Consider the following 25276-nt stretch of genomic DNA (forward strand, 5'->3'; position numbering starts at 1 on the left):
GGTCCGCTATCTTGCCGGGTGCATGCCAAGGCGGTGTGTCCGCGATCCGGACCGCACGAGGAGCTGCCCGATGAGTCCGACGAGACTGTCCCTGAGGCGCGACCGGCACGACCCCCCACCCGAGCGCGGCAGCCGCCGCCACGACCGCCGCCGCCGTGAAGGCAGCCGCCGGAGCCTGCTCGCGGCCCTGCTCGCCGCCGCGCTCGCGACCTCCGGGCTCGCCGCGGCCGGCCCGGCCACCGCCCGCGCGGCAGCCGCCCCCGCCGCACCGGCGGCCACGGCCGGAACGGTCACCGCCCTGTCCCAGTCGGGCGGCACCTTCACCGTCAGCACCTCCAGCGGGGCCAAGGCCCGCGTGGTCGTCGCCCGCGCCGACGTCTTCCGCCTCTGGCTCTCCCCCGACGGCGGCTTCAACAACGACCCGGCCGGCTCCGACCTCGCCCCCACCACCGACTTCGGCCCGGTGAACGCGAGTTACACCGACGCCGGCACCCACTACCGGATCACCACCGGAGCCCTCTCCATCCGGGTCAACAAATCGCCCCTGCAGTTCTCCGTCTACCGCGCCGACGACTCCACCCTCGTCTGGCAGGAGACCCAGCCCACCAGCTGGGGCGGCGGCAAGACCACCCAGTACCTGGCGCGCGGCGCCGACGAGCAGTTCTACGGCACCGGCCTGCGCCTCGGCGAATGGGCGCTGCGCGGCAAGACCGTGCCCGTGGCCGTCGACAACAAGTGGCGCGAGAACGACAACGCCAGCCCCGCCCCCTTCTACATGTCCACCAACCGCTACGGCGTCATGCGCAACACCTGGGCCCCCGGCTCGTACGCCTTCAACGCCCCGACCGCCCTCACCCACGACGAAACCCGCTTCGACGCCTGGTACTTCACGGGCGACTCCCTGAAATCCGTCCTCGACGCCTATACCGACGTCAGCGGCAAACCCTTCATGGCGCCCCTGTGGGGCTTCGAACTGGGCAACGCCGACTGTTTCAACGCCTCCAACCCCGACTACCAGGGCGACCACAACCGCCCGCGCCACCAGACCACCCCCGACGTGGTCGGCTACGCTACCGACGCCCGCGCCGCCGACATGCCCTCGGGCTGGTTCCTGCCCAACGACGGCTACGGCTGCGGCTACACCGCACCCCTGAAGTCCACCGTCGACGCCCTGAAGGCCAAGGGCTTCCAGACCGGCCTGTGGACCTCCACCGGCCTCGGTTCCATCGCCGACGAGGTGGGCACCGCGGGCACCCGGGGCGTCAAGACGGACGTGGCCTGGATCGGCAGCGGCTACAAGTACGCCTTCAACGGCGTCCAGCAGGCCGTCGACGGCATCGAGAAGAACTCCGACGCCCGCCGCTACGTCTGGACCGTCGACGGCTGGGCCGGCACCCAGCGCAACGCCGTCGTCTGGACCGGGGACACCAACGGCACCTGGGACGACATGCGCTGGCACGTCCCCGCCATCACCGGCGCGGGTCTCTCCGCCCTCAACTACGCCTCCGGCGACATCGACGGCATCTTCGGCGGCAGCCCCAAGACGTACGCCCGCGACCTCCAGTGGAAGGCCTTCACCCCCGCCTTCATGACCATGTCCGGCTGGGGCGCCACCAACCCCTCGGCCGGCTACCAGGACAAGCAGCCCTGGCGCTTCGCCGAGCCCTACCTGTCCATCAACCGCAAGTACCTCCAGCTCAAGATGCGGCTGATGCCCTACCTGTACACGATGAGCCGCACCGCCCACGAGAGCGGCGTCCCCAGCACCCGCGCGATGGTCCTGGAGTACCCCGACGACCCGGTGGCCCGCGGGAACCAGACCAGCGGCCAGTTCATGGCCGGGGACTCCTTCCTCGTCGCCCCGGTCGTCTCCGACACCTCCGTCCGCGACGGCATCTACCTGCCCGCCGGAACCTGGACCGACTACTGGAGCGGCAAGACGTACGCCGGCCCGGGCTGGCTGAACAACTACCAGGCGCCCCTCGACACCCTGCCGCTCTTCGTCAAGGGCGGGGCGATCGTGCCGATGTGGCCGCAGATGAACCACACCGGCGAGAAGCCGCTCTCCACCCTCACCTACGACATCCACCCGCGCGGCACCTCCGCCTTCAGCCTCTACGAGGACGACGGCCGCACCCGCGCCCACCAGTCCGGGGCCTACGCCCGCCAGCGCGTGGACGTCACCGCCCCGGCCGCCGGCTCCGGCACGGTCACCGTCTCCGTCGGCGCCCCCACCGGCAGCTACGCCGGACAGCAGGCCGCGCGCGGCTACGAGTTCACCCTCCACGTGGCCTCCGCCCCCTCCGCCCTCACGGTGGACGGCGCCGCGCTGACCCGGCTCACCTCGAAGAGCGCCTACGACTCCGCCGCCACCGGATGGTTCTTCGACCCGGCCGACCGCTCCGGCGTCCTGTGGGTCAAGACCGGTACGAAGACGGGCGCGTTCAGCGTCACCGCCACCGGCGCCACCGTCCCGGCGGCCGACCCCGTCCCCGTCACCTCCGCGCCCGTACCGCAGTCGGCCTGGACCCTGGTCTCCGCCGACAGCCAGGAGACCACCGCCGAGAACGGCGCCGCCCGCAATGCCTTCGACGGCAACCCCGCCACCCTGTGGCACACCGCCTGGTCCACCGGCACCCCGGCGCCCCTCCCGCACGAGATCCAGATCGACCTCGGCGCCCGCTACTCCGTCGACGGCCTCGGCTACCTGCCGCGCCAGGACGGCGGGGTCAACGGCCGGATCGGCGGCTACGAGGTGCACGTGTCCGACACCACCTCCGACTGGGGCACCCCGGCCGCCACCGGGACCTTCGCCGACACCCCGGCGGCGAAATCCCTCGCCTTCGCCCCCCGCACCGGCCGCTACCTGCGGCTGCGGGCCCTGACCGAAGCGGGCGGCCGCGGCCCCTGGACCAGCGCCGCCGAGATCACCCTCACCGGCCGCCCGGCGCCGCTGCCCGCCGACGCCACCCTCGTCAACGCGGGCTCCGCGCGCTGCCTGGACCTCCCGCACAGCGCCACCACCCCGGGCACCGCACCCACCCTCTACTCCTGCCACGGCGGCCCGAACCAGCGCTGGACCCTCCAGGGCGACGGCCGTCTCACCGGCCTCGCCGGGGTCTGCCTCGACGCCGGCGACCCCGCGAAGGTCACCGTGCAGACCTGCGCCGCCGGCCCCGCCCAGACCTGGCAGCCCGGCCCGGACGGCAGCCTGCGCAGCGCCGGCCAGTGCCTCACCCCGGCGGGCTCCGGCACCGCCAACGGCACCGGACTCACCCGGGCGGCCTGTACCGGCACCGCCGCCCAGCGCTGGACCTTTACCCCCTGACCCCCCACGCAGGGTCCGGCCCGGCCCCCCACGCCGGGCCGGACCCACCTACGCTGCCTTTTCTAGCCGACGTGCGGCCCGTCCCGGCAGGAGCCAGGCCGCGGCCAGGCCAAGGGCTGCCAGTGCGGCCAGGGCCGTCAGCGGCCGGCCGGCCGTACCGGCCCCCGCGGCGCCCGCCCCGGCGCCCGCCGCGACCGCGATCCCCAGGGTCGGGCCCACGTTCATCGCCGTCTGCTTGAGCCCGCCCACCACCCCCGCGTACCCGGGCGGGGCATCGCCCACCACGGTCCCGGTGGCGGTGACCATCACCGCAGCGAACCCGGCTCCCAGCACCCCGAAGGCCACCCCGCCGCCCGCGTCCAGCCCCGCGATCCCCAGCACCACCAGCCCCGTTCCCGCGAGCGCGGTCCGCCGGGGCCCGTACCGGCGCAGCGCGGCCCCCGCCACCGGCGCCCCGGCCACCATCAGCGCGGTCAGCGGCAGCACCCGTACCCCGGTGGCGAGCGGACCGAGCCCCCGTACGTCCTGGAGCAGGAACGTGGCCGTGAACAGCGCCCCGAACATGCCGGCCGACACCGCCAGCAGCAGCCCCATCGAAGCCGCCACCGGCCGCGACCGCGCCACGGCGGCCGGCACCAGCGGCAGCTCCGCGCGCCGCTCGCCCCGTACGAACAGCGCCCCGAGCCCGGCGGCCGCCCCGCATCCCAGCAGCGTCGGCGCGGCCGTCCATCCGTACTCCGGTACGCCGGCCAGCGCGTGCACCGCCGCCGCCAGGGCCGCCGCGAGCAGCACCGGACCGGCCGGACCCAGCCGGCCGGGGTCCTGGCGCACCGGCGCGGGCACCCGTACGGCGAGCGCCAGCGCGGCGACGCCCAGGGCCACCGGCACGTTGACCACGAACACGGCCCGCCAGCCCAGCTGCGCCACCAGCACCCCGCCCAGCAGCGGCCCCGCCGCGGCGGCCACCCCGATCGCGCTGGTCCGCACCGCGACCGCCCGGCCCAGCCGCTCCGGCGGATACGCCAGCCGCAGCAGGGCGAGCGTCGCGGGCTGCAGCAACGCCCCGAACAGCCCCTGGACCGCGCGCAGCGCGATCACCCAGCCGACCCCGGGCGCCAGTGCGATCCCCGCCGAGGCGGCGGCGAAGCCGAGCACCCCCGTCAGCAGCAGCCGGGTGTGCCCGTACCGGTCCCCGAGGCGCCCGGCGACGACCAGGAAGGCGGCGACGGCGAGCAGGTAGGCGGTGCTCGTCCACTGCACCTCGGCCACCCCGGCCCCGAGGTCGTGGCGCAGGGCGGGCTGTACGACGATCAGCACGGTGCCGTCCAGGGCGACGAGCATCGCCCCGGCCACGCTGACCAGGAGCGCGAGCCGCGGCCTCACGGCGCCTGCGCCTTGAGGTGCGCGTCCACCACGGCGTCCACCAAGGAGTCCACCAGCCGGCCCGCGTCCTCGGCCGCGCCGCTCCCGAGGACCAGCGGCAGACTGCCCCAGCCCCACAGCTGCGCCACCCCGTGCAGCCCCGCCCACAGCGCGGCCGCCGTCACCTCGGGCTGCGCCGCCCCGCATCCGGCGACCAGCCGGGTCAGCAGCCCGAAGAGCGGAAGGGTCGACTCCCGCAGCCGGGGGGCGGCGGAGGGCTCCTGTCCCGCGCTGTCCAGCAGGTCGTGACGGAACATCAGCTCGAACATCCCGCGCTGCTCCAGCGCGTAGCCCACGTACGCCCGCCCGAGCGCCCGTACGTGTTCCCGGGGCGGGGGTTCCCCGGCGCCCGCCGCCGCGAACCGCGCGCCGAGGTCCGCGAACCCCCGCCGGGCGATGGCCGAGAGCAGGGCCTGGTGAGTGGGGAAGTACCGCCGGGGCGCCCCGTGGGACACCCCGGCGCGGCGGGCGATCTCCCGCAGCCCGAGGGAGCCGGTCCCCTCGCTCGTGACCAGCTCCACGCCGACGTCGATCAGCCGCTCGCGCAGCGGTGCATCCGATTTCATAGACACTGTCTACCACGTCTCGTAGACAGTGTCTTCGCCGCTCCGGGTTTCGCCCCCGGCCGGCGGGTAGGCGCCGGTCAGGACCGATGGCACGAGGAGGCCGTCATGGGAACCGGAATCTGGGGCTACGGAGACGGCGCGGGCTACGCGCCCGGCACGGACCTCATCGGCTACAAGGTCGAGGCGACCGACGGACCGATCGGCAAGGTCGACCGGCACACGGACGACGTGAGCCGTTCCTACCTCGTCGTGGACACCGGCCCCTGGATCTTCGGGCGCAAGGTCGTGATCCCGGCCGGCGTCGTCGACCGAGTCGACACGCAGGCCGGGACCGTGCACCTGACCTGCACCCGCGACCAGGTCAAGGACTCGCCCGACTACGAGAAGAGCGGACGCCACGAGGACGAGCCCACCTTCGTCCGGCTGATCGAGACCTACTACTCCGACCCCCACATGTGAACATGCGAGGCGGGCGCGGCCCGGCGGAAGTCCGTGGCGGTGAGCCCGCCGCGCGGGAGATCATCTGCGCATGACGACAGAGACGATCACCGCTTCCGCCTCGGGAACCTGGACCCTCGGCGACCTCGAGGTCAACCGCATAGGCTTCGGCGCCATGCGCCTGCCGCAGAACGGCGCCGCCCTCCAGAGCGACGCCGCCCCCAGCGACCGGGGCCGGGCCATCGCGGTGCTGCGCCGCGCCGTGGAACTCGGCGTGAACCACATCGACACCGCCGCCTTCTACTTCTCCCCGCTCCGCTCCGCCAACGAGCTGATCAACAGCGCGCTCGGCGGTCCCTACCCGGACGACCTCGTCATCGCCACCAAGGTCGGCCCCGGACGGGCCCTGTCGGGCGAGTGGGACCACCACGCACGGACCCCGCAGCAGCTGCGCGGCCAGGTCGAGGAGAACCTGCGCCAGCTCGGCCGCGACCACCTCGACGTGGTCAACCTGCGCGTCCTCGGCACCGACTCCGTCGCCGAGCGCTTCGGCGCCCTCGCCGAACTCCGCGAGGCCGGGCTCATCCGCCACCTCGGCGTCTCCAACGTCACTCCCGAACAGCTCGCGGAGGCGCAGACCGTCGCGCCGGTCGTCTGCGTGCAGAACATGTACGGCATCGGCGTGCGCCCCGAGTACGACGCCTTCGTACGCTCCTGCGGGGAGCAGCGGATCGCCTTCGTGCCGTTCTTCGCGATCGCCGGCGCCGGCCGCGAGGGCGGGGCGGCCGCCGCCGAGAGCGAGGAGCTGCTGGCCGTGGCCCGGGCCCACGGAGCGAGCCCGGCGCAGGTCCGCCTCGCCTGGACCCTCCAGCGCGGCCCCCACGTCCTGGCCATCCCCGGCACCGGCAACCCCGACCACCTGACGGCCAACGTCGCCGCCGGCGCCCTGCGCCTGACCGAGGAGGACCTGACCCTCCTCGAGGGCCTGCACCACGCCGCGGCCCAGTAGCACCGCAGGCCGGTAGCGGGGCAGGGCGCCAGCGGGGGAGGGCCGCGCGCGGGAGCCCGGCGGGCCGGACCGGCACCACCGGCCCGGCCGCGTCCGGCACAATCGGCGGATGAGCGAAGACAAGCCCGCCGGCGCCGCCGCCGGCCGCCCCGAGGACCACGACCCCTACCTGTGGCTGGAGGACGTGGAGGGCGAGGCCGCGCTCGCCTGGGTCCGGGAGCGCAACGCCGAGACCGTCGCCGCGCTGACGGCCGATCCCGAGTTCAAGGTGCTGGAGCGCGAGGTGCGCGAGGTCCTCGACGACGACGGGCGGATCCCGTACGTCGTCCGGCGCGGGCGCCACCTCTACAACTTCTGGCAGGACGCCGGCCGGCTGCGCGGTGTCTGGCGGCGCACCACCCTCGAGGAGTACCGCACCGAGCGGCCGGCCTGGGAGACCCTCCTGGACCTCGACGCGCTCGCCGAGGCCGAGGGCGAGAAGTGGGCCTGGGCCGGGAGCAGCGTGCTCGCCCCCGGCCACCGGCACGCCCTGGTCATGCTCTCCCGGGACGGCGCCGACGCCTGCGTGGTGCGCGAGTTCGACCTCGAGACGCTGGAGTTCGTCGAAGGCGGCTTCGCGGTCGAGGAGGCCAGGACCCGGGTCGACTGGATCGACCGCGACCACGTCTGGATCGGCACCGACTTCGGCCCCGGCTCCCTGTCCCCCTCCGGCTACCCCCTCCAGGTCCGCCGCTGGCGCCGCGGCACCCCCCTCGCCGAGGCCCGCACGGTCTACGAGGGCCGCCCGGGCGATGTGTCCGCCAGCGGCTGGCGCGATGACACACCCGGCTTCGAACGGGACTTCGTGTCCCGGCAGATCGACTTCTGGAACCAGGAGCTGTTCCTGCTCCCCGAGGACCCCGCCGCCGCGCCCGAGAAGATCGACGTACCGGACGACGCCTCCGCCGGGGTCCACCGCCAGTGGCTGATCGTCCAGCCGCGCTCCCCGTGGCTGGGCCACCCCGCGGGCAGCCTGCTCGCCTTCGACTTCGAGGCCTACCGGGCGGGCGGGCGCAGCCCCGAGGTGCTGTTCACCCCGGACGACCGCACCGCGCTCGCCGGCTACAGCTGGACCCGCAACCACCTCCTCCTGCGCACCCGCGCCGACGTCTCCTCCCGCCTGGAACTCCTCACCCCCGGCCCGGACGGCTGGAGCCGCGCCCCGCTGGCCGGCGTGCCGCCGCTGTCCACGGCCTCGGTGGTGTGCACCGACCCGGACGAGAGCGACGAGTACTTCCTCGATGTGACCGGCTTCCTCCAGCCCTCCACCCTGCACCGGGGCGAGGCCGGAGCCCCCGGCGGCCAGGCCGTCAAGCAGGCACCCGCCCTCTTCGACACGGCCGGGCTCGCCGTGAGCCAGTACTTCGCCACCTCCGCGGACGGCACCCGGGTCCCGTACTTCGTCATCGGCCCCGAGGACCGGCCCGGCCCCGGCCCCACCCTGCTCTACGGCTACGGCGGCTTCGAGATCTCCATGGTCCCGCAGTACAGCGCGGTCACCGGCCGGGCCTGGCTCGCGCGCGGAGGGACGTACGTCGTCGCCGGCATCCGGGGCGGCCGCGAGTACGGGCCCGCCTGGCACCAGGCCGCCCTCGGGGCCAACCGCCTCCGCGCCTTCGAGGACTTCGCCGCCGTCGCCCGCGACCTCACCGCCCGCGGCATCACCACCCCCGCCCAGCTCGGCATCGAGGGCGGCAGCAACGGCGGCCTCCTGATGGGCGCCATGCTCACCCGGTACCCCGAGCTGTTCGGCGCCGTCGTCTCGCACGTACCGCTGCTGGACATGCTCCGCTTCCACAAGCTCCTCGCCGGAGCCAGCTGGACCGCCGAGTACGGCAACCCCGACGACCCCGCCGACCGGCCCCACCTCGAGGACATCTCCCCGTACCACCGGATCCGCGCCGACGGTCCGCCGTACCCGCCCCTGCTGCTGCTCACCTCCACCCGCGACGACCGCGTCCACCCCGGCCACGCCCGCAAGGCGGCCGCCCGGCTGCGCGAATTCGGGCACCCCGTGCTCTTCCACGAGCACATCGGCGGCGGCCACTCCGGCGCCACCGACCACCAGCAGACCGCCTTCAACGAGGCCCTCGTGCACACCTTCCTCTGGGAGCGGCTCACCCCGCCGAAGTGAGCTTCCGGCGCGCTCCACCGGCCCCGCCGCGCCGGGGCTGGTGGAATGGACCGACCGGCGGCCCGCAGGGGGCCGCCCCCCGGTCGGAGGAGACGTGTCGGATCGCGAGGGCCACGCACCCGGTCCGGCCGGGCCCGCGTCCCCGGCCGAGGCCCTGGAAGCGATCGGCACGACCGACGACGAGCGCACCACCTGCCGGGAACTGGCCGCCTTCCTCTTCCGCACCCTGTGCGACGCGGCGGCCGTCGACCTGACCCTGGAGGGCCGCGCCGAGCGCGTCGCCGTCGCCGGAGCCGCCGGTCTCCTGCGCGGCCCGGCCCCGGGGACGCGGCCCGCCGTCCGGGCGGTGGACGGGGGCCATCCGCTGCGCAGCTGGACCCTGCGGCCGGGCGGCCCCCCGGTGCACGGCCTGTCCGTCGCGCTGGCCAGGCACGGGACCTCGTACGGGACCCTCCTCGCGGTGCGCACCGGCGAGCCCTTCACCGACCACGAGGCCGCCGCCCTGCACTTCGCGGCGCGCGTGGCGGCCGTGCACATCCGCCACGCCCGGCGGCTCGCCGCGACCGAGTCCGTCGCGCTCGACCTCCAGCGGGCCCTCGTCGCCGACCCCGGGCGGCCCCATCCGAACCTGCTGGTCGCGGGCCGCTACCTGCCGGTCGGGCCGAGCACCCTGGTCGGGGGCGACTGGTTCGAGACGGTCCGGCTGCACTTCGGACGGACCCTGCTGGTGGTGGGCGACGTCATGGGCCACGGCCTGGACGCCGCCGTGGACATGAACGCCTACCGCTCCACCCTGCGCGAGGTCGCCTCCACCGAACTCGCCCCGCACCGGGTGCTGCGCCAGCTCGACTCCCTCGTCGCCGAGGACGCCGCCCGGCGCCCCGCCACCTGCCTGCTCGTACGTGTCGACCCCGCGCGCGGCACCGCCCTGTACGCCAGTGCCGGCCACCTGCCGCCCGCGGTGTTCGCGGCCGACGGCACCGGCCGGCTGCTCGACGTACCGGTGGGCCCGCCGCTGGGCACCGGCGTGGGCGGCTACGAGTCGGTGGCCCACCCCTTCACCCCGCAGGAGACCCTGGTCCTCTACACCGACGGGCTCGTCGAGCGGCGCGGCGAGGACATCGACGCCTCCCTGGCCCGGCTCACCGCCCTGCGGATCCCCGCCGGCGGGGGCACGGCGGAGGAGGCCGTGGACGCGGTCGTCGCGGGCCTCGACGCCCGGCACGCCGAGGACGACGTCGCCGTCCTCGCCGCCCGCATCCGCGCCCGGGCCGCGCACCCGTGACGGGGCCGCCTACGCGTGGGTGCGGGCGATGAGCAGGGCGACGTCGTCGTGCGTGTCGGGGTGGCGCAGGGCCGACAGCAGCAGGTCGCAGGTCTCCTCGATGGGGCGGTGGGGGCCGGCGAGGAGGTCGGTCAGGGTCTGCAGGCGGGTGTCGATGTCCTGGTCGCGGGTCTCGACGAGCCCGTCGGTGTAGAGCACCAGCTCGTCGCCCTCGCCGAGGGTCACGGTGGTGGTGCCGAACGGGACCCCGCCGACCCCCAGCGGCACCGCCGTCGCGAGCTGGAGCAGCCGGGGTTGGCGTCCGCTGCGCAGGTGCACGGGCGGCAGGTGGCCCGCGGTGGAGATCTGGCACAGCCGGGTGTGCGGGTCGTAGACGGCGTAGACGCAGGTGGCCATGGCCTCGCCGAGGTCGCCGGTCGAGGCGTCGAGGTGGGTGAGCACCGTCGCGGGGTCGAGGCCGAGGCGGCCCAGCGCCCGGGCGGTGGCCCGCAGCTGGCCCATGGTCGCCGCCGCGTTGATGCCGCTGCCCATCACATCGCCGACGACCAGCGCGGTCCGGTCCCCGCTCAGCGGGATGACGTCGAACCAGTCGCCGCCGGTCTCGTCGGCGGCCCCGGCCGGCTGGTACCGGTAGGCGATGTCCAGCCCGGGGGCCGCCGGCGGGTGCTGCGGCAGCAGGTGGCGCTGGAGGGCGAGGGCGGCGTGGCGCTGGCGCTGGTACCAGCGGGCGTTGTCGATGGACACCGCCGCGTGGGCTGCGAGCTCGGAGGCGAGCAGTACGTCGTCGGGGCCGAACGGCACGGGGTTGCGGGCGCGCTTGAGGTCGAGCGTGCCCAGCACCTGGCCGCGGGCGATCAGCGGGACGGCGAGGTACGAGTGCACGCCGGCCTCCCCGAGCAGCCGGGCGGCGTCCTCGTCGCGGGCGATGGCGGGCAGGTCCTGCGGCCGGACGTGCGGGACGAGCTCGGGCCGGGCCGTGCGGGCGCAGCGGGCCACCAGCCGGTCGGGGCGGTACGAGGCGACGTCGCCGACGGGGTCGGCGGCCGCCTCGGCGGGGCTGCGGTAGGCCGCTTTCACCGCGAGCGCGCGGAACCGTACGGACTCCCCGTCCGATACCTCGCCGGGCCGGCCGCCCGTCAGGACGGTGTCGAGGACGTCCACGGCGGCGATGTCGGCGATCTCCGGGACCGCGACGTCGGCCAGCTCCCGGGCGGTGATGTCCAGGTCGAGGGTGGTCCCGATGCGCACCGAGGCGTCCGCGATCAGGGCGAGGCGCCGCCGGGCGTGGGCGGCCGACACGGCGGCCCGGTGCTGTTCGGTCACGTCCACCACCGACACCGCGACGCCGATCACCCGCGAGGACTGGTCCTCCAGCCGGTAGATGGACACCAGCCAGGCGCGCTCGCCGGAGTCCTCGGAGGTCTGGCCGGTGCTGAAGTGGTCCAGCATCGGCACACCGCTCTCCATCACCCCCCGCATCCGGGCCTCGACCGCCGCCGCGTCCAGGAAGGGCAGGATGTCGGCGATCCGCTGCCCGATGTGCCGCTCGGACGGCACCCCGTTGATGCGCTCCAGCGCCGGGTTGACCAGGACGTAGCGCAGGTCGGTGTCGAGGACGGCCAGCCCGATGGGGGACTGGTCGACCATGCGCAGGGACAGGGCCAGGTCCCGTTCGACGCGGCGCAGGGTGGCCTGCTCGGAGGCGAGGCCCAGCGCGTACAGCCGGCCGTTGGCGGCCTGGAGGCGCATGTTGCGGAACTCCACGAGCACGGTGCGGCCGTCCCGGTGACGCACGGGGAAGGACCCCGCCCAGGCTCCCTGGCCGGACATCACCCGGGCGAACAGCTCCAGGACCTCCCCGCGGTTCTGCTCCTCCACCAGCAGCGTCACCGCGTACTGCCCTAGCGCCTCCTCGGCCGTGTACCCGAAGAGGGTGGCGGCCTGCGGGCTCCACAGGCTGATCCGGCCCTCGGCGTCCAGGACCACCGCGGCCACCCCGAGCACGTCGAGCAGGCCACCCGTCGCCGGAGATCCCGCTCCGGGGCCGTCGGCCGGCGGAGCTGGCTGCGCATCGGCCATCACCGGCCTCCTCACCCGGGCGGACTCCTCCCATGCTGATGCCCCGTCGCGGGCCCGGCGACCCGGCCGGGGCTATCCGGTGGTGACCCGGTGGTGCGTCACCGCCGTCCACCGCGGACGACGGTGACGACGGTGACGACGGTGACGCACCGGTCCTGCGCCGCGCCGGTCAGTGGAACAGCATGGACGCGCCGCCGGCTGCCGTGGTCACGGATCCCGGACACAGGAAGCTGCCCGAGGTCTTGGTGGCGGTGAAAGCCCGGTTGACGTACTTCCTGGTCGTGCCGTCGCGGTCCCACGTGATGCCCGTGGCCTTGTAGCGGCAGGATATGAAGCTCTGCTGTCCGGTGATGTCGATCAGGTCGGTCCGGGCGGTGGCCCCGGCGTCGTCGAAGGTGAAGGCGGGGTTGTTGTTGAGGGTGGCGGTGATGCCGCCGTCGCAGGCGAGGTTGCCGCCGGGCTTGTTGATGCCGGCGCGGTCGACGGTGAGGGCGCTGGGCGGATTGGCGCTGGTGCTGGCGTTGGTCCAGGTGCAGGTGTTGCCCGAGACCACGATGACGCCGTCCACCTTCTGGTCGGCGGTGGTGCCGAAGGCGGCGGCGCTCGTGACGCTGCCGGCGGTGGCCGCGAGGGCCAGTGCCGCGACGGCGAGTTTCGCACGGTGCATCATGTCGCTCCTCTGTGACACGTCCTTGTGGGGGTGTGGTGCGAGGGCGGTGCGGAGTGCGCCACGGAGAGTGTCACAGCGGTCTTGAAATGTCATGAGCACATCACTCATTGGCCGGAATGAGGCGCCGGCCAGGGGTGGTGGGGGAGCGTCAGGGGATGTCGGTGTCCGCCGGCTCGGCCTCGTAGACGTGCGGGGCGTCCCCCTGCCACTCGATCCGTGCGGGCGCTCCGCCGAGCACCAGCTCGTCGGGGTCCGGGACCTCGGCGCGGCGAAGGAACTCGATCACGTCCGCGTCGGTGTGCGCGGTGCCGAGGGCCGTGTCGCGGTCCTGGACGCGCAGGGTCACCCGGCGGCCGCCCGAGGGGGAGATGCGGTGTACGACGATCGGCGCGTGCTCCATGCCTCCACCCTGGAGCCGCTGCGGCGCGGGCGCATCCGGGCGTGCGGCTCCGAGCGCGTGGGGGTTGCGGGCGTGGGGGTTGCGGGCGTGCGCCGGGCCGCCGCTGCGGCGCACGCCCGTTCGCCCGGTTCAGTCCTCGATCTTGTCCGTCATCTGGGGTTCCGTCTCGTGGCGGGCGGTGAAGGCCTCGCGGCCCACGCGCTCGACGGCCTAGCCCATGGCGTCGAGGACCGGCTGGACGAGGAGGTTCTTGGTGACCGGGGTGTTGAAGAGGAGGCCCGCGCCGACCGCGCCGGCCTTGGCCCCCAGGTCGTAGGCGGAGGTGGGGACCTTGACCATGTCGGCGTACTTGTCGGAGAGCGCCTTGCGCAGGAAGGCGGGCACGGCGGCCTTCATGCCGGGCGGCATGTAGGACTGGTAGAGCTCGATGCAGCCCTTGGTGAGGAGCGCGCCGTCCTCGGTGGGCGCCCATTCGTGGTCGCGGGCGGCGTCCCAGAGGCCGTGCGCCCCCTTGACGTCCATGTCCATGATCTCGTCGGGCACGCCGAGCCAGTGGCCGATGATCCGCCAGGCGTAGAAGTACCCCTCCTGCTCCCGGGCGGTGGTGGCGATGCCGATGCGGGCCATGGCGTCGAGGGTGCCGACGGAGAAGACGAGCGCGGCGCCCGCGGTGTAGAGCAGGGAGACGGGCATGCCGTCCTTCTCCGTGTTCCACTTGCCCGAGCGCAGGTGGAGCTGGCGGATCGCGGCATGGACGAGCCGGACCTTCTGACAGGTCGGCAGGAGCTTCGACTTCGGGCCGAAGGCGTCCTTGTCGCCCATCCCCATGAACAGCCGGGTGCTCTGGGACAGCCGCCGCTGGGGCCGGTCGAGCTTGTGCGTGGAGTGCAGGGTCTTGGCCCCCATCGGGGACAGGTACGTGCCGACCAGCCCGGCGGTCGCCTGGACGACGGCGGCCGGGGTCTTGTGGTGGCGGAAGAACTCCTCGGTGTCGGCGAGCTTCTTCTTGTCCACCCAGGAGGGGAACTTCCGGGTCGACTCCAGGTACTCGCGCAGTACCGGTGGTGCGCCCTCGGGGACCTCGTCCTCGGCCGTGGCCAGCGCGCGGAAGAGGTGGTTCGCACTGTCGATCTGACCGGAATCGAGGAGCTCGATCACGACCTTGTCGGCCTCGGGGTCGCCCTGCGGCTTGAGGGTGCGGTGGAATTCCTCGTAGGTCATGACGGGCATGCGCGGGTCCTTCCGTGAGGGGGGAACGATCAAGAGTGACGTTACTCACAGTGATCGTTTCTGCACTCAGGGGAGGGATGGGGCGTATGGGCGCACGAGTTCTCGTACGTCTGCGCCCCACGCGCCCCTGTGCCCGGCCGGGGCGGTGTACACCGGTGTACTACCTGGGGAGTACGCCGGAAACGCTACGCGGGGGTGACGCCGGTGACGGGGGCCCCCGTCTAGCGTGACGGGTATGGAACAGCAGCGCGAACGCCTCGGTCCCCCGTGGCGGCGATGGGTGGAGCGGACCGGGCGGGGCCCGGCCTGGCGGTCAGCGCTGCTCGTCGCCGTCCTCCAGCAGGTCGGCTCCGGATGGGCCGCGCAGGCGCAGAGCGGGCGCGCCGCGCTGGACTGGCCGGCCCGGCTCCTGCTGCTGCTCGGGCCCGCCCTGCTGGTGGTGCGCCACCGCCACCCGGTGGCCGTGGCGTACGGGGTCAGCGCCGTCACCCTCGTGTACATCGGGGCCGGCTTCCCGTACGGCCCCGTCTTCGCCGGCCTGGCCGTGGCCTGCTTCGCCGCCGTCATCGCCGGGCACCGCAGGGCGGCCTGGGGCGCGGTCGGCCTGCTCTGGGCCGGGCACCTGCTCATCGGCCACTGGCTCTACCGGTGGCTGCCGCCCGCCGGGGACGGCCCGGCCCCCTGGGGGCAGGAACTGGCCATCACCGCCTGGGTGCTCGCGATACTCGCCGTCTCCGAACTGGTCCGCCTCCGCCGCGAGCAGTGGTCGCGCGAGCGGACCGAGCGGGCGGCGGCCGCCCGGCGCCGGGCCGACGAGGAGCGGCTGCGCATCGCCCGCGAGCTGCACGACGTGCTCGCCCACAGCATCTCGGTCATCAACGTCCAGGCGGGCGTGGGGCTGGCGCTCCTCGACACCGACCCCGAGCAGGCCCGTACGGCCCTCACCACCATCAAGACGGCCAGCAAGGAGGCGCTCGGCGAGGTCCGCCAGGTCCTCGACACCCTGCGCACGCCCGGCGCCGCCCCCCGCGCCCCCGCCCCGGGCCTGGACCGCCTCCCCGAACTGGTCGAACAGGCGGCCGCCACCGGGCTCTCCGTGGACACCGGCACCCGGGGGCGGGCCAGACCCCTGCCGCCCGGCGCGGACCTCGCCGCCTTCCGCATCCTCCAGGAGGCCCTGACCAACGTCGTACGCCACTCCGGCTCGCGCACCGCCCGCATCCTCCTCACCTGGCAGCCCGGCGCCCTCGAACTGCGCGTGGACGACGACGGCCCGGCCACCGGCAGCCCCGCCGGCGGCAGCGGCAACGGCCTCGCCGGAATGCGCGAGCGGGCCGCCGCGCTCGGTGGCACCATCGAGGCCGGTCCCCGCCCCGACGGCGGCTTCCGGATGATCGCCAGACTCCCGCTGGAGGCCGCCCCGCCCGCACCGCCCGCTCCGCTCCAGGAGGATTCGTGATCCGCGTGCTGCTCGCCGACGACCAGCTCCTCGTCCGGGCGGGGTTCCGCGCGCTCCTCGACGCGCAGCCCGGCATCACGGTGGCCGGCGAGGCCGCCGACGGGGAGGAGGCCGTCCGGCTGGCCCGCGAACTGCGCCCCGACGTGGTCCTCATGGACATCCGGATGCCGCTCCTCGACGGTCTCGCCGCCACCCGCGCGATCACCGCCGACGCGTCCCTGGCCGCCGTCAGGGTGGTGATGCTCACCACCTTCGAACTCGACGAGTACGTCTTCGAGGCGATCCGCGCCGGAGCCTCCGGCTTCCTGGTCAAGGACACCGAGCCCGAGGAACTGCTGCGCGCGGTACGGGCGGTGGTCGACGGGGACGCGCTGCTGTCGCCGGGGGTGACCCGCCGCCTGATCGCGGAGTTCGCCGCCCGCTCCCGGCAACCGGCCCCGGCCGCGGGCCTGGAGCGGCTCACCGGCCGCGAGCGCGAGGTCATGGCCCTGGTCGGCATGGGCCTGTCGAACGAGGAGATCGCCCGCCGCCTCGTCGTCAGCCCCCTCACCGCGAAGACCCACGTCAGCCGCACGATGGTCAAGCTCGGCGCCCGCGACCGCGCCCAGCTGGTCGTCCTGGCCTACGAGTCGGGCCTGGTCCGCCCCGGCTGGCTCGGCTGACCCGCACGCGGCCCCGGTCCCGTACTCCCGCAGAAGTACCCGCGGTGCAGCCGGCCGTACGACGACCCGGGCCCCTCCCGGAGCCAGTCTCGGAGCAAGACGAGAAGTCCACGCTTCCGAGGAGCTGAACCGAGATGGCCACCCTCAACACCCTCACCACCCTCGCGTACGACGGGCCCGGCCCGTGGATCCTGTTCTTCCCCCTGATCTGGGCGGCGGTCGTGGTCACGGTCGTCACCGTGCTGCGCCGCACCGTGTGGCGAGGCGGCCGCCGCGGGCCGTGGCAGGCCCGGGGGGCCGCGTACGGCGCCGGCTCGCCGATCGCGGTCCTGGGACGCCGCTTCGCCTCCGGCGAGATCGACGAGGACGAGTACTGGCGCCGGCTGTCCGTCCTGGACGAGCAGTTCGGCCGCTCCCTCAAGGACGGTGCCGCCTGAGCACCGCCCACGGCCGCGGCGACACCGGGGTCGCGCCCTGGACCGGGCACCGCCGCGGCCGGGCGCTACGCCGCGCCGCGTGGGTGCGTACCGGCCGGCGTGGCAGGCTGGAGCCATGTGCGGCCGATACGTCTCCACCCGCAGCCCCGAGGACCTGACGGGCCTCTTCGAGGCCATCCCCCGCGACCCCGGCCTGGTGCTCCCGCCGAGCTGGAACGTCGCCCCGACGGACCCGGTGTGGGCGGTGCTCGAGCGCGCCGACCGGGAGAGCGGGGTGCTGGAGCGGCAGCTGAGGGCGCTGCGGTGGGGGCTGGTGCCGTCCTGGTCGAAGAGCACCGACGGCGCGGCGAAGATGATCAACGCCCGGGTCGAGACGGTCGGGGAGAAGCCGGCCTACCGCCGGGCCTTCGCCAAGCGCCGCTGCCTGCTGCCCGCCGACGGCTTCTACGAGTGGGAGTCCGTCCCGGCCTCCGGCAAGACGAAGGCCTACAAGCAGCCGTACTTCATCAGCCCGCAGGACGGCGCGGTGCTGGCGATGGCGGGCCTGTACGAGTTCTGGCGCGACCCCGCCGTCAAGGACGGGGACGACCCGGCCGCCTGGTGGGCGACCTGCACCGTCATCACCACCGAGGCCACCGACGCCGCCGGCCGCGTCCACCCCCGGATGCCCCTGGCCCTCGCCCCCGCCGACTACGACGCCTGGCTCGACCCCGCGCACGAGGACCCGCACGCCCTGCGCGCCCTCCTCGCCACCCCGGCCGGAGGCCGCCTGGACGTCCGCGCGGTGACCACGGCGGTCAACAACGTACGCAACAACGGCCCCGAACTCCTGGACGACGCCCCGATATCCTGAACGACCGTCCCGCTACAGACAGGTGCGACACACATGGCCACGGGCACCACGGGCACCACCGGCACGGAGAACGCCGCCTACGAGATCGGCCCCGGCGTTCCCGACGTCGCCACCTACCGCCGGCTGCGCGGTGAGACCGGCCTCGGCGCCAAGAGCGTCGAGGGCTCGGTCATCGGACTGCCCAACTCCTGGTACTGCGTCACCGTCCGGCACGACGGCGAGACCGTCGGCATGGGCCGGATCGTCGGTGACGGCGGCTGCTTCCTCCAGATCGTCGACATCTGCGTGCTCCCCGAGCACCAGGGCCGGGGCCTCGGCAAGCTGATCATGGAGGACCTCTCCGCCGAGCTGGAACGGCGCGCGCCGCAGGGCACGTACGTGTCCCTGATCGCGGACGGGCCCGCCCGGCACCTCTACGCCAAGTTCGGCTTCGCCGAGACCGCGCCCGCGTCGGTGGGCATGGCCCGGCTGCTCTGACGGGACCGACGGCGCGCTACGCGCCCGGCGGCAGCACCAGCACCGGCACCCGCTGGACCAGGTTGTTGCCGAAACCCCCGCGGTTCCAGGGCTGTTCGAGGGGCTGGGTGCGGCCCGCCGCGTCCGTGGCGCGGACCACGAGGGTGTGGCTGCCGGGCGTGGCCGTCCACCGGCGGTGCCAGGCCTGCCAGGCCCAGCCGCCCGGGTCCCGCGCCGTCACCTCGGCGTCCGCCCAGGTACGGCCCCCGTCGGCGCTCACCTCGACCCGGGTCACCGGCCCGTGCCCCGACCAGGCGCGCCCCTCCAACCGCACCGGCCCCGGCCGCACCACGCGGACGCGGGACATGAAGTCGGGGAAGCCCGGCGGGAGCAGCAGGGCGCGCGGGGCGATCCGGGTCACCGGCTCGCCGGGGTCCTCGGCGGTACGCCGGTAGCGGTAGGCCACCGCCTGCTGGAAGCCGGTGAAGGGCGCCCCGGCCAGGGTGATGTCCCGCAGCCACTTCACGTGCGCCATGCCGTACCAGCCGGGTACCACCAGCCGCAGCGGGAACCCGTGCTGCGGCGGCAGGGGCCCGCCGTTCATGGCGTACGCGAGCAGCACCTCGGGGTCCGCGCCGGTGGCGACGGCCAGGGGCAGGCTGCGCCGGTAGTCCTGTTCGACCCCGCGCTCGATCCCGTGGTCGGCGCCGGTGAACACCGCCTCGACGGCGTCCTCCCGCACTCCGGCCTGCTCCAGCACGGTCCGCAGCGGCACCCCGGTCCAGTCGGCGGTGCCGACCGCCTCGACCAGCCACGGCTGGCTCACCGGCCGGGGCGTCAGCCGCGCCCGCCCGTTGCCCGCGCACTCCATCGTGACCCGGCGGGTGACGGCCGGCAGCGCCCGCAGGGCGGCCAGGTCCAGCGACAGCGGCGTGCGCACCCGGCCGCCGACGGTCAGCCGCCAGCTCCCGGCGTCGGCGGCGGGGATGTCGTAGTGGACCAGTACGTAGTGCAGCCCGGCCGGCGTGACCTCGTACCGCAGCGCCTCCAGGGGCAGCCCGTGGTTGCGCGCGGCGAGCGCCAGCTCCTCGGCGCTGATGCCCTCGCCCTCGGCCGCCACCCGCCCCGGGGTGCTGACATCGCTCAGGGACGCGTCCATCCCCTCATGGTCGCGCCTCCGGACCGTCCCCGCAGGCGGGCCGAGCGAGCGCCTCGCGCAGCGCGGCCGGCGAGGTGAAGAGGTGGCCGCGGATGCCGAGGGCCCGGGCGGCGTCGACGTTCTCCTGCCGGTCGTCCACGAACAGCACCTCGCCCGGCGCCGCGCCGAGCGCCCGCAGGCACCACTCGTACGCCCCGGGCGCCGGCTTGGCGAGGCCGATGCGGCAGGACAGGCCCCGCACCCGGAAGTGCGAGAGCCAGGGCTGGTGCCGTTCGTAGTGGACGGCGAGCTCCTCCGGGATGTTCGAAAGGAGGGCGATCCGCCGCCCGGACGCGGCCAGTTCCCCGATCAGGGCCACCATCTCCCCGTCCACGGCGCTCCAGCTCGCGATGTCGGCCTCGACGAGCGCGGCGGTCTCCCGCTCGCCGAACCGGGTGCCGAGCGCCTCACCGACGAGGCGCCAGTACCCCGGCCCGGTCAGCTCGCCGCTGTCGTAGGGCGGGCGCAGCGCCCAGTACGCCTCCCAGAACGGCGCCGCGGGCGCCTGCGCCGTCTCGACGAGGCGCTCCCGCCCGGCCGGGGACTGGTGGCGGGCGATGACGCCGAAGAGGTCGAAGAGCAAGATCTCGTCCATCGCCTCAGACCTTCCGTACGGTGACGCCCGCCGCGGCCAGGGCGTCGCAGTCCTCCTGCGGCGCCGCCCGGTCGGTGACCACGGCGTGCAGCGCGGAGGCGGGCAGCACGTGCGCGAGGGCGGTACGGGAGAGCTTCGCGGACTCGGTGGCGGCGATGACCCGGCGCGCGGAGGCGACCGCGGCGCGTTTGACGGCGGCGTCGGCCAGGTCGTAGGCGGTCAGACCGTCCGCCGCGCTCAGCCCGCAGCAGCCGATGACGGCGGTGTCGAAGCGCAGGGCGGCGAGGGAGGCCTCGGTCAGCGGCCCGGTCAGGGCGAGTTCACCCCGGCGGGGCGCCCCGCCGGGCAGCAGCAGCGTCAGCCGGGGCGCGTCCGCCAGGGCGTTGGCGGCGTGCAGGGACAACGGCATCACGGTGAGCCGGCGGTGGTGCAGGGCGCGGGCCACCTCCAGGCAGGTGGTGCCGCTGTCCAGGACCACCGACTCCCCGTCCGCGACCAGGGCGGCGACCTCGGCGGCGATGCGCCGCTTGGCCTCCAGGCCGTCCCGGGCGCGCAGGGGGAAGGGGGTCTCCTCGCCGCGCAGCAGCAGGCTGCGTGCCCCGCCCCGGTAGCGCTCGAGCACTCCCTGGTCGGCCAGGGCCTCCAGGTCGCGTCGGATGGTCATCTCGGAGGCGCCGGTGAGCTCCGCGAGCTCGGCGACGCTGCGGCTGCCGCTCGCGCGGACGGCGTCGGTGATCTGCCTCAGTCGGTCTGCACTCATGCTCCGATTGAACATCCACGATGTTCGAAAGGCAAGGTCCGCACATCAATCGTGTTTGTTATGTTCGATTGCATGCAGCCACTCGTACCGCCCCTCGTCCAAGGACCGCCCCCGCCCGGAACCCTGCGGAGGGGGCGGCGGGCCACCTTCGCCTACTTCGCCCTGAACGGCTTCGTCATGGGCATGTGGATCGTCCACATCCCCCTCGCGCAGCAGCGCACCGGCATCGGCCACGCCCTCCTCGGCTGGCTCCTGCTCCTCCTCGGGGCCGGGGCCTTCGCCGGCATGCGGCTGGCCGGGCCGCTCACCGACCGCTTCGGAGCCCGCGCGACCGTCCCCGCCGGCGCCGCGCTGTGCGGCGCCGCCGTGGTGCTGCCGGCCCTGGCCGGAGATGCCAGGACCCTGGGCGGGGCCCTGCTGCTGCTCGGCTTCGGCAACGGCTGCCTGGACGTCGCCATGAACACCCACGCCGTCCAGATCGAACGCTGCTACGGGCGGCCCGTCATGTCCGCCTTCCACGCGGTGTTCTCCATCGGCGGCGCCCTCGCCGCCCTGACCGGGTCCCTCACCTTGCACCTCGGTCTGCCCGCCACCGCCACCCTCGGGGCCACCGCCCTCGGCGCGCTCCTCCTCGCCCTCCTGGCCGCCCCCGGGCTCCTGGACCGCGAGCCCGCGCCGGCCGCCCATCCCGCCGCCCGCGCGGGTCGCCGTCGTACGCCCCCGCGCATCCGGATGCTCGCCCTGCTCGCCTTCCTGCTCATGCTCTGCGAGGGCGTGGCCAACGACTGGAGCGCGCTGCACCTCGAGGACTCCCTCGGCGCGTCCGCAGGCACCGCCGCGCTCGCCTACGGGGCCTTCGCCACCGCCATGACCGCCGGCCGGTTCCTCACCGACCGCCTGACGGCGCGCATCGGCCCCGTCGCCGTGCTGCGCTACGGAGCCGCCCTCGCCGGGGCCGGCCTGACCCTGGCGGTCGCCGCGCCCGGGGTCCCGGCGGCGCTGGCCGGCTGGACCCTCTTCGGCGCCGGCCTCTCCGGCTGCGTCCCCCAGCTCTTCAGCGCCGCCGGTCACGCCGCCCCGGAGGCGGCCGGCGCCGCCGTCTCCCGCGTCGCGGGCCTCGGCTACCTCGGCATGCTCGCGGGCCCGGCCGTGATCGGCCCGCTCGCCCACCTCATGCCGCTGGGCCTGACGCTCCTGCTGCCCGTGGCCTGCTGCGCCTTCGCCGCCCTGGCCGCCCGCACCCTCCAGCCGGCCCCGGCCCCGGCCCCGGCCGCCGACGCGTAGGGCTCAGGCGATGGTGCCCGCCAGGTACCCGTGCAGCGCCCGCTTGAGCTCGCGGACCATCGCCGCCCGCTCGTCGCCCTCGGCCGCGACCACCAGGGGCACCATGGCCTGGAAGATCTGGATCCCCACGCGGGCCGTGCGCGAACGCTCCTCGGCGGCCAGCCCGGGCGCGCGGGCGCCGATCATCGCCTCGACCCGGGCCAGCATCGCCGACTGCACGGGCCGGGCCGCGTCGGCGAGGCCCGCGGGCATGTCCGTACGGGCGAAGAGCGCCTTGAAGCCGGGGTTGGCGACGTTGAAGGCGACGATCGGGTCCACCATCCGGTCGAGCAGCCCCTCGAGGGTCGCGGACGTGAAGTGGGCCTCGTCGAAGGCCTCCTGGTGTGCCGCGCGCAGCTGGCCGACGAAGCGGTCGGCGAGCGCCTGGGCGATCGCCTCCTTGTTGGAGAAGAACTGGTAGAGCGAGCCGGGGGAGATGCCCGCCTCGGCCGCGATGGCGATCGTGGTGGTCTTCTCGTAGCCGGCGCGGGCGAAGACCACCGCCGAGGCGTCGAGGATCTGCGCCATCCGCTGCTCTCCGCGTGCCTGCCGCCGCCGGGGCGGCGCCCCCTGCGCCGCCCGCGCTCCCCGGCCGCCGGCTCCCGCCGCTTCCGCCGCTTCCGCCATGTGGTCCTCCGTCAGATCTCAGCCCGTGGGCACCGGTTGAAAATGCGAATGATCATTCGTAATCTCGCCCTCGCGACAGAACGCGAATCATCATTCGTAAATCCTATCGGTAGGGGGAACCGTGCTCGGCAGGTTCATCGCGGAGCGGGCGAGGTGGATCGTCGCGGTCGGCATCGCCGCCGCCCTGCTCGCCGGCGCCATCGGCGCCGGAACACTCAACGCGCTCTCGCTCAACCGCTTCGAGGCCCCGGGCTCGGAGTCCATGCGGGTACGCGACGTCCTGGCCCGGGACCACGGCATCGGCAGCCCCAACCTGGCGCTGCTGGTCACCGCCCGCGAAGGCGCCGTCGACGACGAAGCGACCGCCCGGGCCGGCCGGGAACTCACCCGGGAGCTGGCCGCCCACCCCGGGGTCGGCCGGGCCTGGTCGTACTGGACCGCCGGCGCCCCCGACACCCTCCGCAGCCAGGACCGCCGCCACGCGCTCGTGCTCGCCTGGGTACCGGGCGACGCCGACCACGTACGGCGCGAGGTCCTGCCGGAACTGGCCCCCCGGTTCGCCCGCACCACCGCGACCCTCACCGTCGAGGTCGGCGGCGGTGACGAGGTCTTCCGGCAGACCATGCAGCAGGCCCGACAGGACTTCCTGCGCGCCGAGCTCTTCATCCTCCCCGTGGTGTTGCTGCTGCTCTGGTGGGTCTACCGGCGCATCTCGGCGGCGCTGCTCACCCTCGGCACCGGGCTGTTCGCCGTGCTCGGGTCGCTCGCGCTGCTGCGCGCGGTGGTCGCCTTCACCGACGTGTCCACCTTCGCCTCCAACATCGCGCTGGTGATGGGCATCGGACTCGGCGTCGACTACGGGCTGTTCGTCGTCTTCCGCTACCGCGAGGAGCTGCGGGGCGGGGCGGACGTCGCGGAGGCGGTCGCCCGTACGGTGCGGGGCGCGGGCAGGACCGTCCTGTTCAGCGGGGTGACGGTGGCCGCGTCCCTCTCGGTGCTGCTGGCCTTCCCCTTCCCCTTCCTGAGCTCCTTCGCCTACGCGGGGGTCGCCGTGGTGCTGGCCGCCGTGGCCGGCGCGACCGTACTGCTGCCCGCGGCCCTGGCGCTCCTCGGACGCCGGGTGGAGCGGCGCGGCCCGGTCCCCGCCGTGACCGACGGCTTCTGGTTCGCGGCGGCGAGGCGGGTGATGCGCCGCCCGGTGGCCTACGGCGGCGCCGCCCTGGCCGTCCTGCTGCTGCTCGGCGCGCCCTTCCTGGACGTACGGTTCGGCCTGCCGGACGACCGGGTGCTGCCCGCCTCGGCGCCCGCGCGGCAGATGCACGACCGGATCCGGGCCGGATTCACGGTCGAGGAGGCGGACGCCGTACAGCTGGTCGCGACGGCCGCGGACCCGGCCATGGTGGCCGGGTACGCCTCCGGGCTGTCCCGGATCGAGGGGGTCGCCCGAGTGGACTCGGCCGCCGGATCCTTCCGGAACGGGCAGCCGGCCGGTCCGGCTCCGGCCGGGGGCTTCACCGCCGCCGGCGGCGGCCAGCGGATCACCGTACTGCCCACCTCCGCGCGGCTGGAGGCCGACGCCACGGGCCTGGTGCGCGAGATCCGGGCCCTGCCCGCGCCGTTCGCCGTCGAGGCCGGCGGCTACCCGGCCGAACTCACCGACTACCGCGACGGGGTGACGGACCGGCTGCCGCTGGTCGGCGGCCTGATCGTGATCGTGACCTTCGCCGTGCTCTTCCTGATGACGGGCAGCGTGGTCGCCCCGCTCAAGGCGACCGTGCTCAACCTCCTGAGCCTGTCCGTGATCTTCGGGGTCCTCGTCCTCGTCTTCCAGGAGGGCCACCTGTCGGGCCTGCTCGGCTTCACTCCCACCGGGGTGATCGAACCGAGCATCCCCATCCTGATGTTCTGCATCGCGTACGGGCTCTCCATGGACTACGAGGTCTTCCTGCTCGCCCGCATCAAGGAGGAGTACGACCGCACGGGAGACGCCCGGGGCTCCGTGCCCCTGGGGATCGCCCGCAGCGCGCCCCTGGTCACCGCGGCCGCCCTCGTCCTCGCGGTCTCCTTCGCCACCTACGCGACCGGAGAGGTGGTCTTCCTCAAACAGCTGGGCGTGGGCATGGCCCTGGCCGTGGTGGTGGACGCGACGCTGATCAGAGGCGTGCTCGTGCCCGCCCTGATGGGCCTGGCCGGTCCCGCCAACTGGTGGGCCCCGGCCCCCCTGCGCCGGCTGCACGACCGCATCGGCCTCTCCGGGAAGGGCCGGCGGGCCGTGTCGTGACCTCGCTCCGGGAGCGCCGCGGGTC

22 protein-coding genes are annotated in these 25276 nt (G+C 74.6%); 12 read left to right on the forward strand and 10 right to left on the reverse strand.

Annotated features, from left to right (window positions below):
- Window positions 1-70 precede the first annotated feature (70 nt).
- On the forward strand, window positions 71-3328 hold the full coding sequence (locus OOK34_RS27115) for a TIM-barrel domain-containing protein (RefSeq protein WP_267036473.1): 3258 nt from the start codon (window positions 71-73) through the stop codon (window positions 3326-3328).
- 48 nt (window positions 3329-3376) lie between these two features.
- Here the strand turns inward: OOK34_RS27115 and OOK34_RS27120 are convergent, their stop codons facing one another.
- Both OOK34_RS27120 and OOK34_RS27125 read right to left on the reverse strand, forming a co-directional pair.
- The gene (locus OOK34_RS27120; protein WP_267036926.1) at window positions 3377-4669 is read right to left on the reverse strand and encodes an MFS transporter; all 1293 of its coding nucleotides are present in this window, start codon (window positions 4667-4669) and stop codon (window positions 3377-3379) included.
- Between the two features lie 38 nt (window positions 4670-4707).
- The gene (locus OOK34_RS27125) at window positions 4708-5316 is read right to left on the reverse strand and encodes a TetR/AcrR family transcriptional regulator (RefSeq protein ID WP_267036474.1); all 609 of its coding nucleotides are present in this window, start codon (window positions 5314-5316) and stop codon (window positions 4708-4710) included.
- 105 nt (window positions 5317-5421) lie between these two features.
- Here OOK34_RS27125 and OOK34_RS27130 point away from each other — a divergent pair, with 105 nt between their 5' ends.
- From OOK34_RS27130 to OOK34_RS27145, 4 genes are all read left to right on the forward strand, one after another.
- Entirely contained in the window at window positions 5422-5775 is a 354-nt protein-coding gene (locus OOK34_RS27130) for a PRC-barrel domain containing protein (protein WP_267036475.1), read from the forward strand.
- Window positions 5776-5845: 70 nt separating this feature from the next.
- A complete protein-coding gene (locus OOK34_RS27135) occupies window positions 5846-6763 on the forward strand; it encodes an oxidoreductase (RefSeq protein WP_267036476.1) in 918 nt (305 codons plus the stop codon).
- 109 nt (window positions 6764-6872) lie between these two features.
- On the forward strand, window positions 6873-8936 hold the full coding sequence (locus OOK34_RS27140; protein ID WP_267036477.1) for a prolyl oligopeptidase family protein: 2064 nt from the start codon (window positions 6873-6875) through the stop codon (window positions 8934-8936).
- Between the two features lie 94 nt (window positions 8937-9030).
- The gene (locus tag OOK34_RS27145; protein ID WP_267036478.1) at window positions 9031-10221 is read left to right on the forward strand and encodes a PP2C family protein-serine/threonine phosphatase; all 1191 of its coding nucleotides are present in this window, start codon (window positions 9031-9033) and stop codon (window positions 10219-10221) included.
- A 9-nt stretch (window positions 10222-10230) separates the two neighbouring features.
- Here OOK34_RS27145 and OOK34_RS27150 read toward each other — a convergent pair whose 3' ends face one another.
- The 4 genes from OOK34_RS27150 to OOK34_RS27165 form a co-directional block, all read right to left on the reverse strand.
- On the reverse strand, window positions 10231-12300 hold the full coding sequence (locus tag OOK34_RS27150; RefSeq protein ID WP_267036479.1) for a SpoIIE family protein phosphatase: 2070 nt from the start codon (window positions 12298-12300) through the stop codon (window positions 10231-10233).
- A 169-nt stretch (window positions 12301-12469) separates the two neighbouring features.
- Window positions 12470-12967, reverse strand: coding sequence for a hypothetical protein (locus OOK34_RS27155; RefSeq protein WP_267036480.1), 498 nt, complete (start codon window positions 12965-12967; stop codon window positions 12470-12472).
- Window positions 12968-13118: 151 nt separating this feature from the next.
- A complete protein-coding gene (locus OOK34_RS27160; RefSeq protein ID WP_267036481.1) occupies window positions 13119-13370 on the reverse strand; it encodes a hypothetical protein in 252 nt (83 codons plus the stop codon).
- Between the two features lie 210 nt (window positions 13371-13580).
- A complete protein-coding gene (locus OOK34_RS27165) occupies window positions 13581-14600 on the reverse strand; it encodes an oxygenase MpaB family protein (RefSeq protein ID WP_267036482.1) in 1020 nt (339 codons plus the stop codon).
- Window positions 14601-14835: 235 nt separating this feature from the next.
- Between OOK34_RS27165 and OOK34_RS27170 the strand changes: the two genes are divergently transcribed.
- The 5 genes from OOK34_RS27170 (at window position 14836) to OOK34_RS27190 (ending at window position 18488) form a co-directional block, all read left to right on the forward strand.
- On the forward strand, window positions 14836-16059 hold the full coding sequence (locus OOK34_RS27170; RefSeq protein WP_267036483.1) for a sensor histidine kinase: 1224 nt from the start codon (window positions 14836-14838) through the stop codon (window positions 16057-16059).
- Window positions 16056-16721: a response regulator transcription factor gene (locus OOK34_RS27175; RefSeq protein ID WP_267036484.1), complete on the forward strand. Its 666-nt coding sequence runs from the start codon at window positions 16056-16058 to the stop codon at window positions 16719-16721. The genes OOK34_RS27170 and OOK34_RS27175 overlap by 4 nt, the downstream gene beginning before the upstream one ends.
- Window positions 16722-16855: 134 nt before the next feature.
- Window positions 16856-17158, forward strand: a complete 303-nt coding sequence (locus OOK34_RS27180; protein WP_267036485.1) for an SHOCT domain-containing protein — start codon at window positions 16856-16858, stop codon at window positions 17156-17158.
- A gap of 115 nt (window positions 17159-17273) precedes the next feature.
- Window positions 17274-18011 (forward strand): SOS response-associated peptidase, encoded by a 738-nt coding sequence (locus tag OOK34_RS27185; RefSeq protein WP_267036486.1) that lies wholly within the window; start codon window positions 17274-17276, stop codon window positions 18009-18011.
- A 33-nt stretch (window positions 18012-18044) separates the two neighbouring features.
- A complete protein-coding gene (locus tag OOK34_RS27190) occupies window positions 18045-18488 on the forward strand; it encodes a GNAT family N-acetyltransferase (RefSeq protein WP_267036487.1) in 444 nt (147 codons plus the stop codon).
- A gap of 16 nt (window positions 18489-18504) precedes the next feature.
- Here the strand turns inward: OOK34_RS27190 and OOK34_RS27195 are convergent, their stop codons facing one another.
- From OOK34_RS27195 to OOK34_RS27205, 3 genes are read right to left on the reverse strand one after another with little or no spacing between them, the layout of a single operon-like run.
- Window positions 18505-19626 (reverse strand): sulfite oxidase, encoded by a 1122-nt coding sequence (locus OOK34_RS27195; protein WP_267036488.1) that lies wholly within the window; start codon window positions 19624-19626, stop codon window positions 18505-18507.
- A gap of 4 nt (window positions 19627-19630) precedes the next feature.
- Window positions 19631-20260, reverse strand: coding sequence for an HAD family phosphatase (locus tag OOK34_RS27200; RefSeq protein ID WP_267036489.1), 630 nt, complete (start codon window positions 20258-20260; stop codon window positions 19631-19633).
- A 4-nt stretch (window positions 20261-20264) separates the two neighbouring features.
- Window positions 20265-21020: a DeoR/GlpR family DNA-binding transcription regulator gene (locus tag OOK34_RS27205; protein ID WP_267036490.1), complete on the reverse strand. Its 756-nt coding sequence runs from the start codon at window positions 21018-21020 to the stop codon at window positions 20265-20267.
- 72 nt (window positions 21021-21092) lie between these two features.
- Here OOK34_RS27205 and OOK34_RS27210 point away from each other — a divergent pair, with 72 nt between their 5' ends.
- Complete coding sequence (locus OOK34_RS27210; protein ID WP_267036491.1) at window positions 21093-22304, forward strand: MFS transporter; 1212 nt, start codon at window positions 21093-21095, stop codon at window positions 22302-22304.
- 3 nt (window positions 22305-22307) lie between these two features.
- Here OOK34_RS27210 and OOK34_RS27215 read toward each other — a convergent pair whose 3' ends face one another.
- On the reverse strand, window positions 22308-22970 hold the full coding sequence (locus OOK34_RS27215) for a TetR/AcrR family transcriptional regulator (protein ID WP_267036492.1): 663 nt from the start codon (window positions 22968-22970) through the stop codon (window positions 22308-22310).
- A 121-nt stretch (window positions 22971-23091) separates the two neighbouring features.
- Here OOK34_RS27215 and OOK34_RS27220 point away from each other — a divergent pair, with 121 nt between their 5' ends.
- Window positions 23092-25251: an MMPL family transporter gene (locus OOK34_RS27220; RefSeq protein ID WP_267036493.1), complete on the forward strand. Its 2160-nt coding sequence runs from the start codon at window positions 23092-23094 to the stop codon at window positions 25249-25251.
- The last annotated feature ends 25 nt before the right edge of the window (window positions 25252-25276 follow it).

This window comes from Streptomyces sp. NBC_00091, assembly GCF_026343185.1.
Lineage (GTDB): Bacteria > Actinomycetota > Actinomycetes > Streptomycetales > Streptomycetaceae > Streptomyces.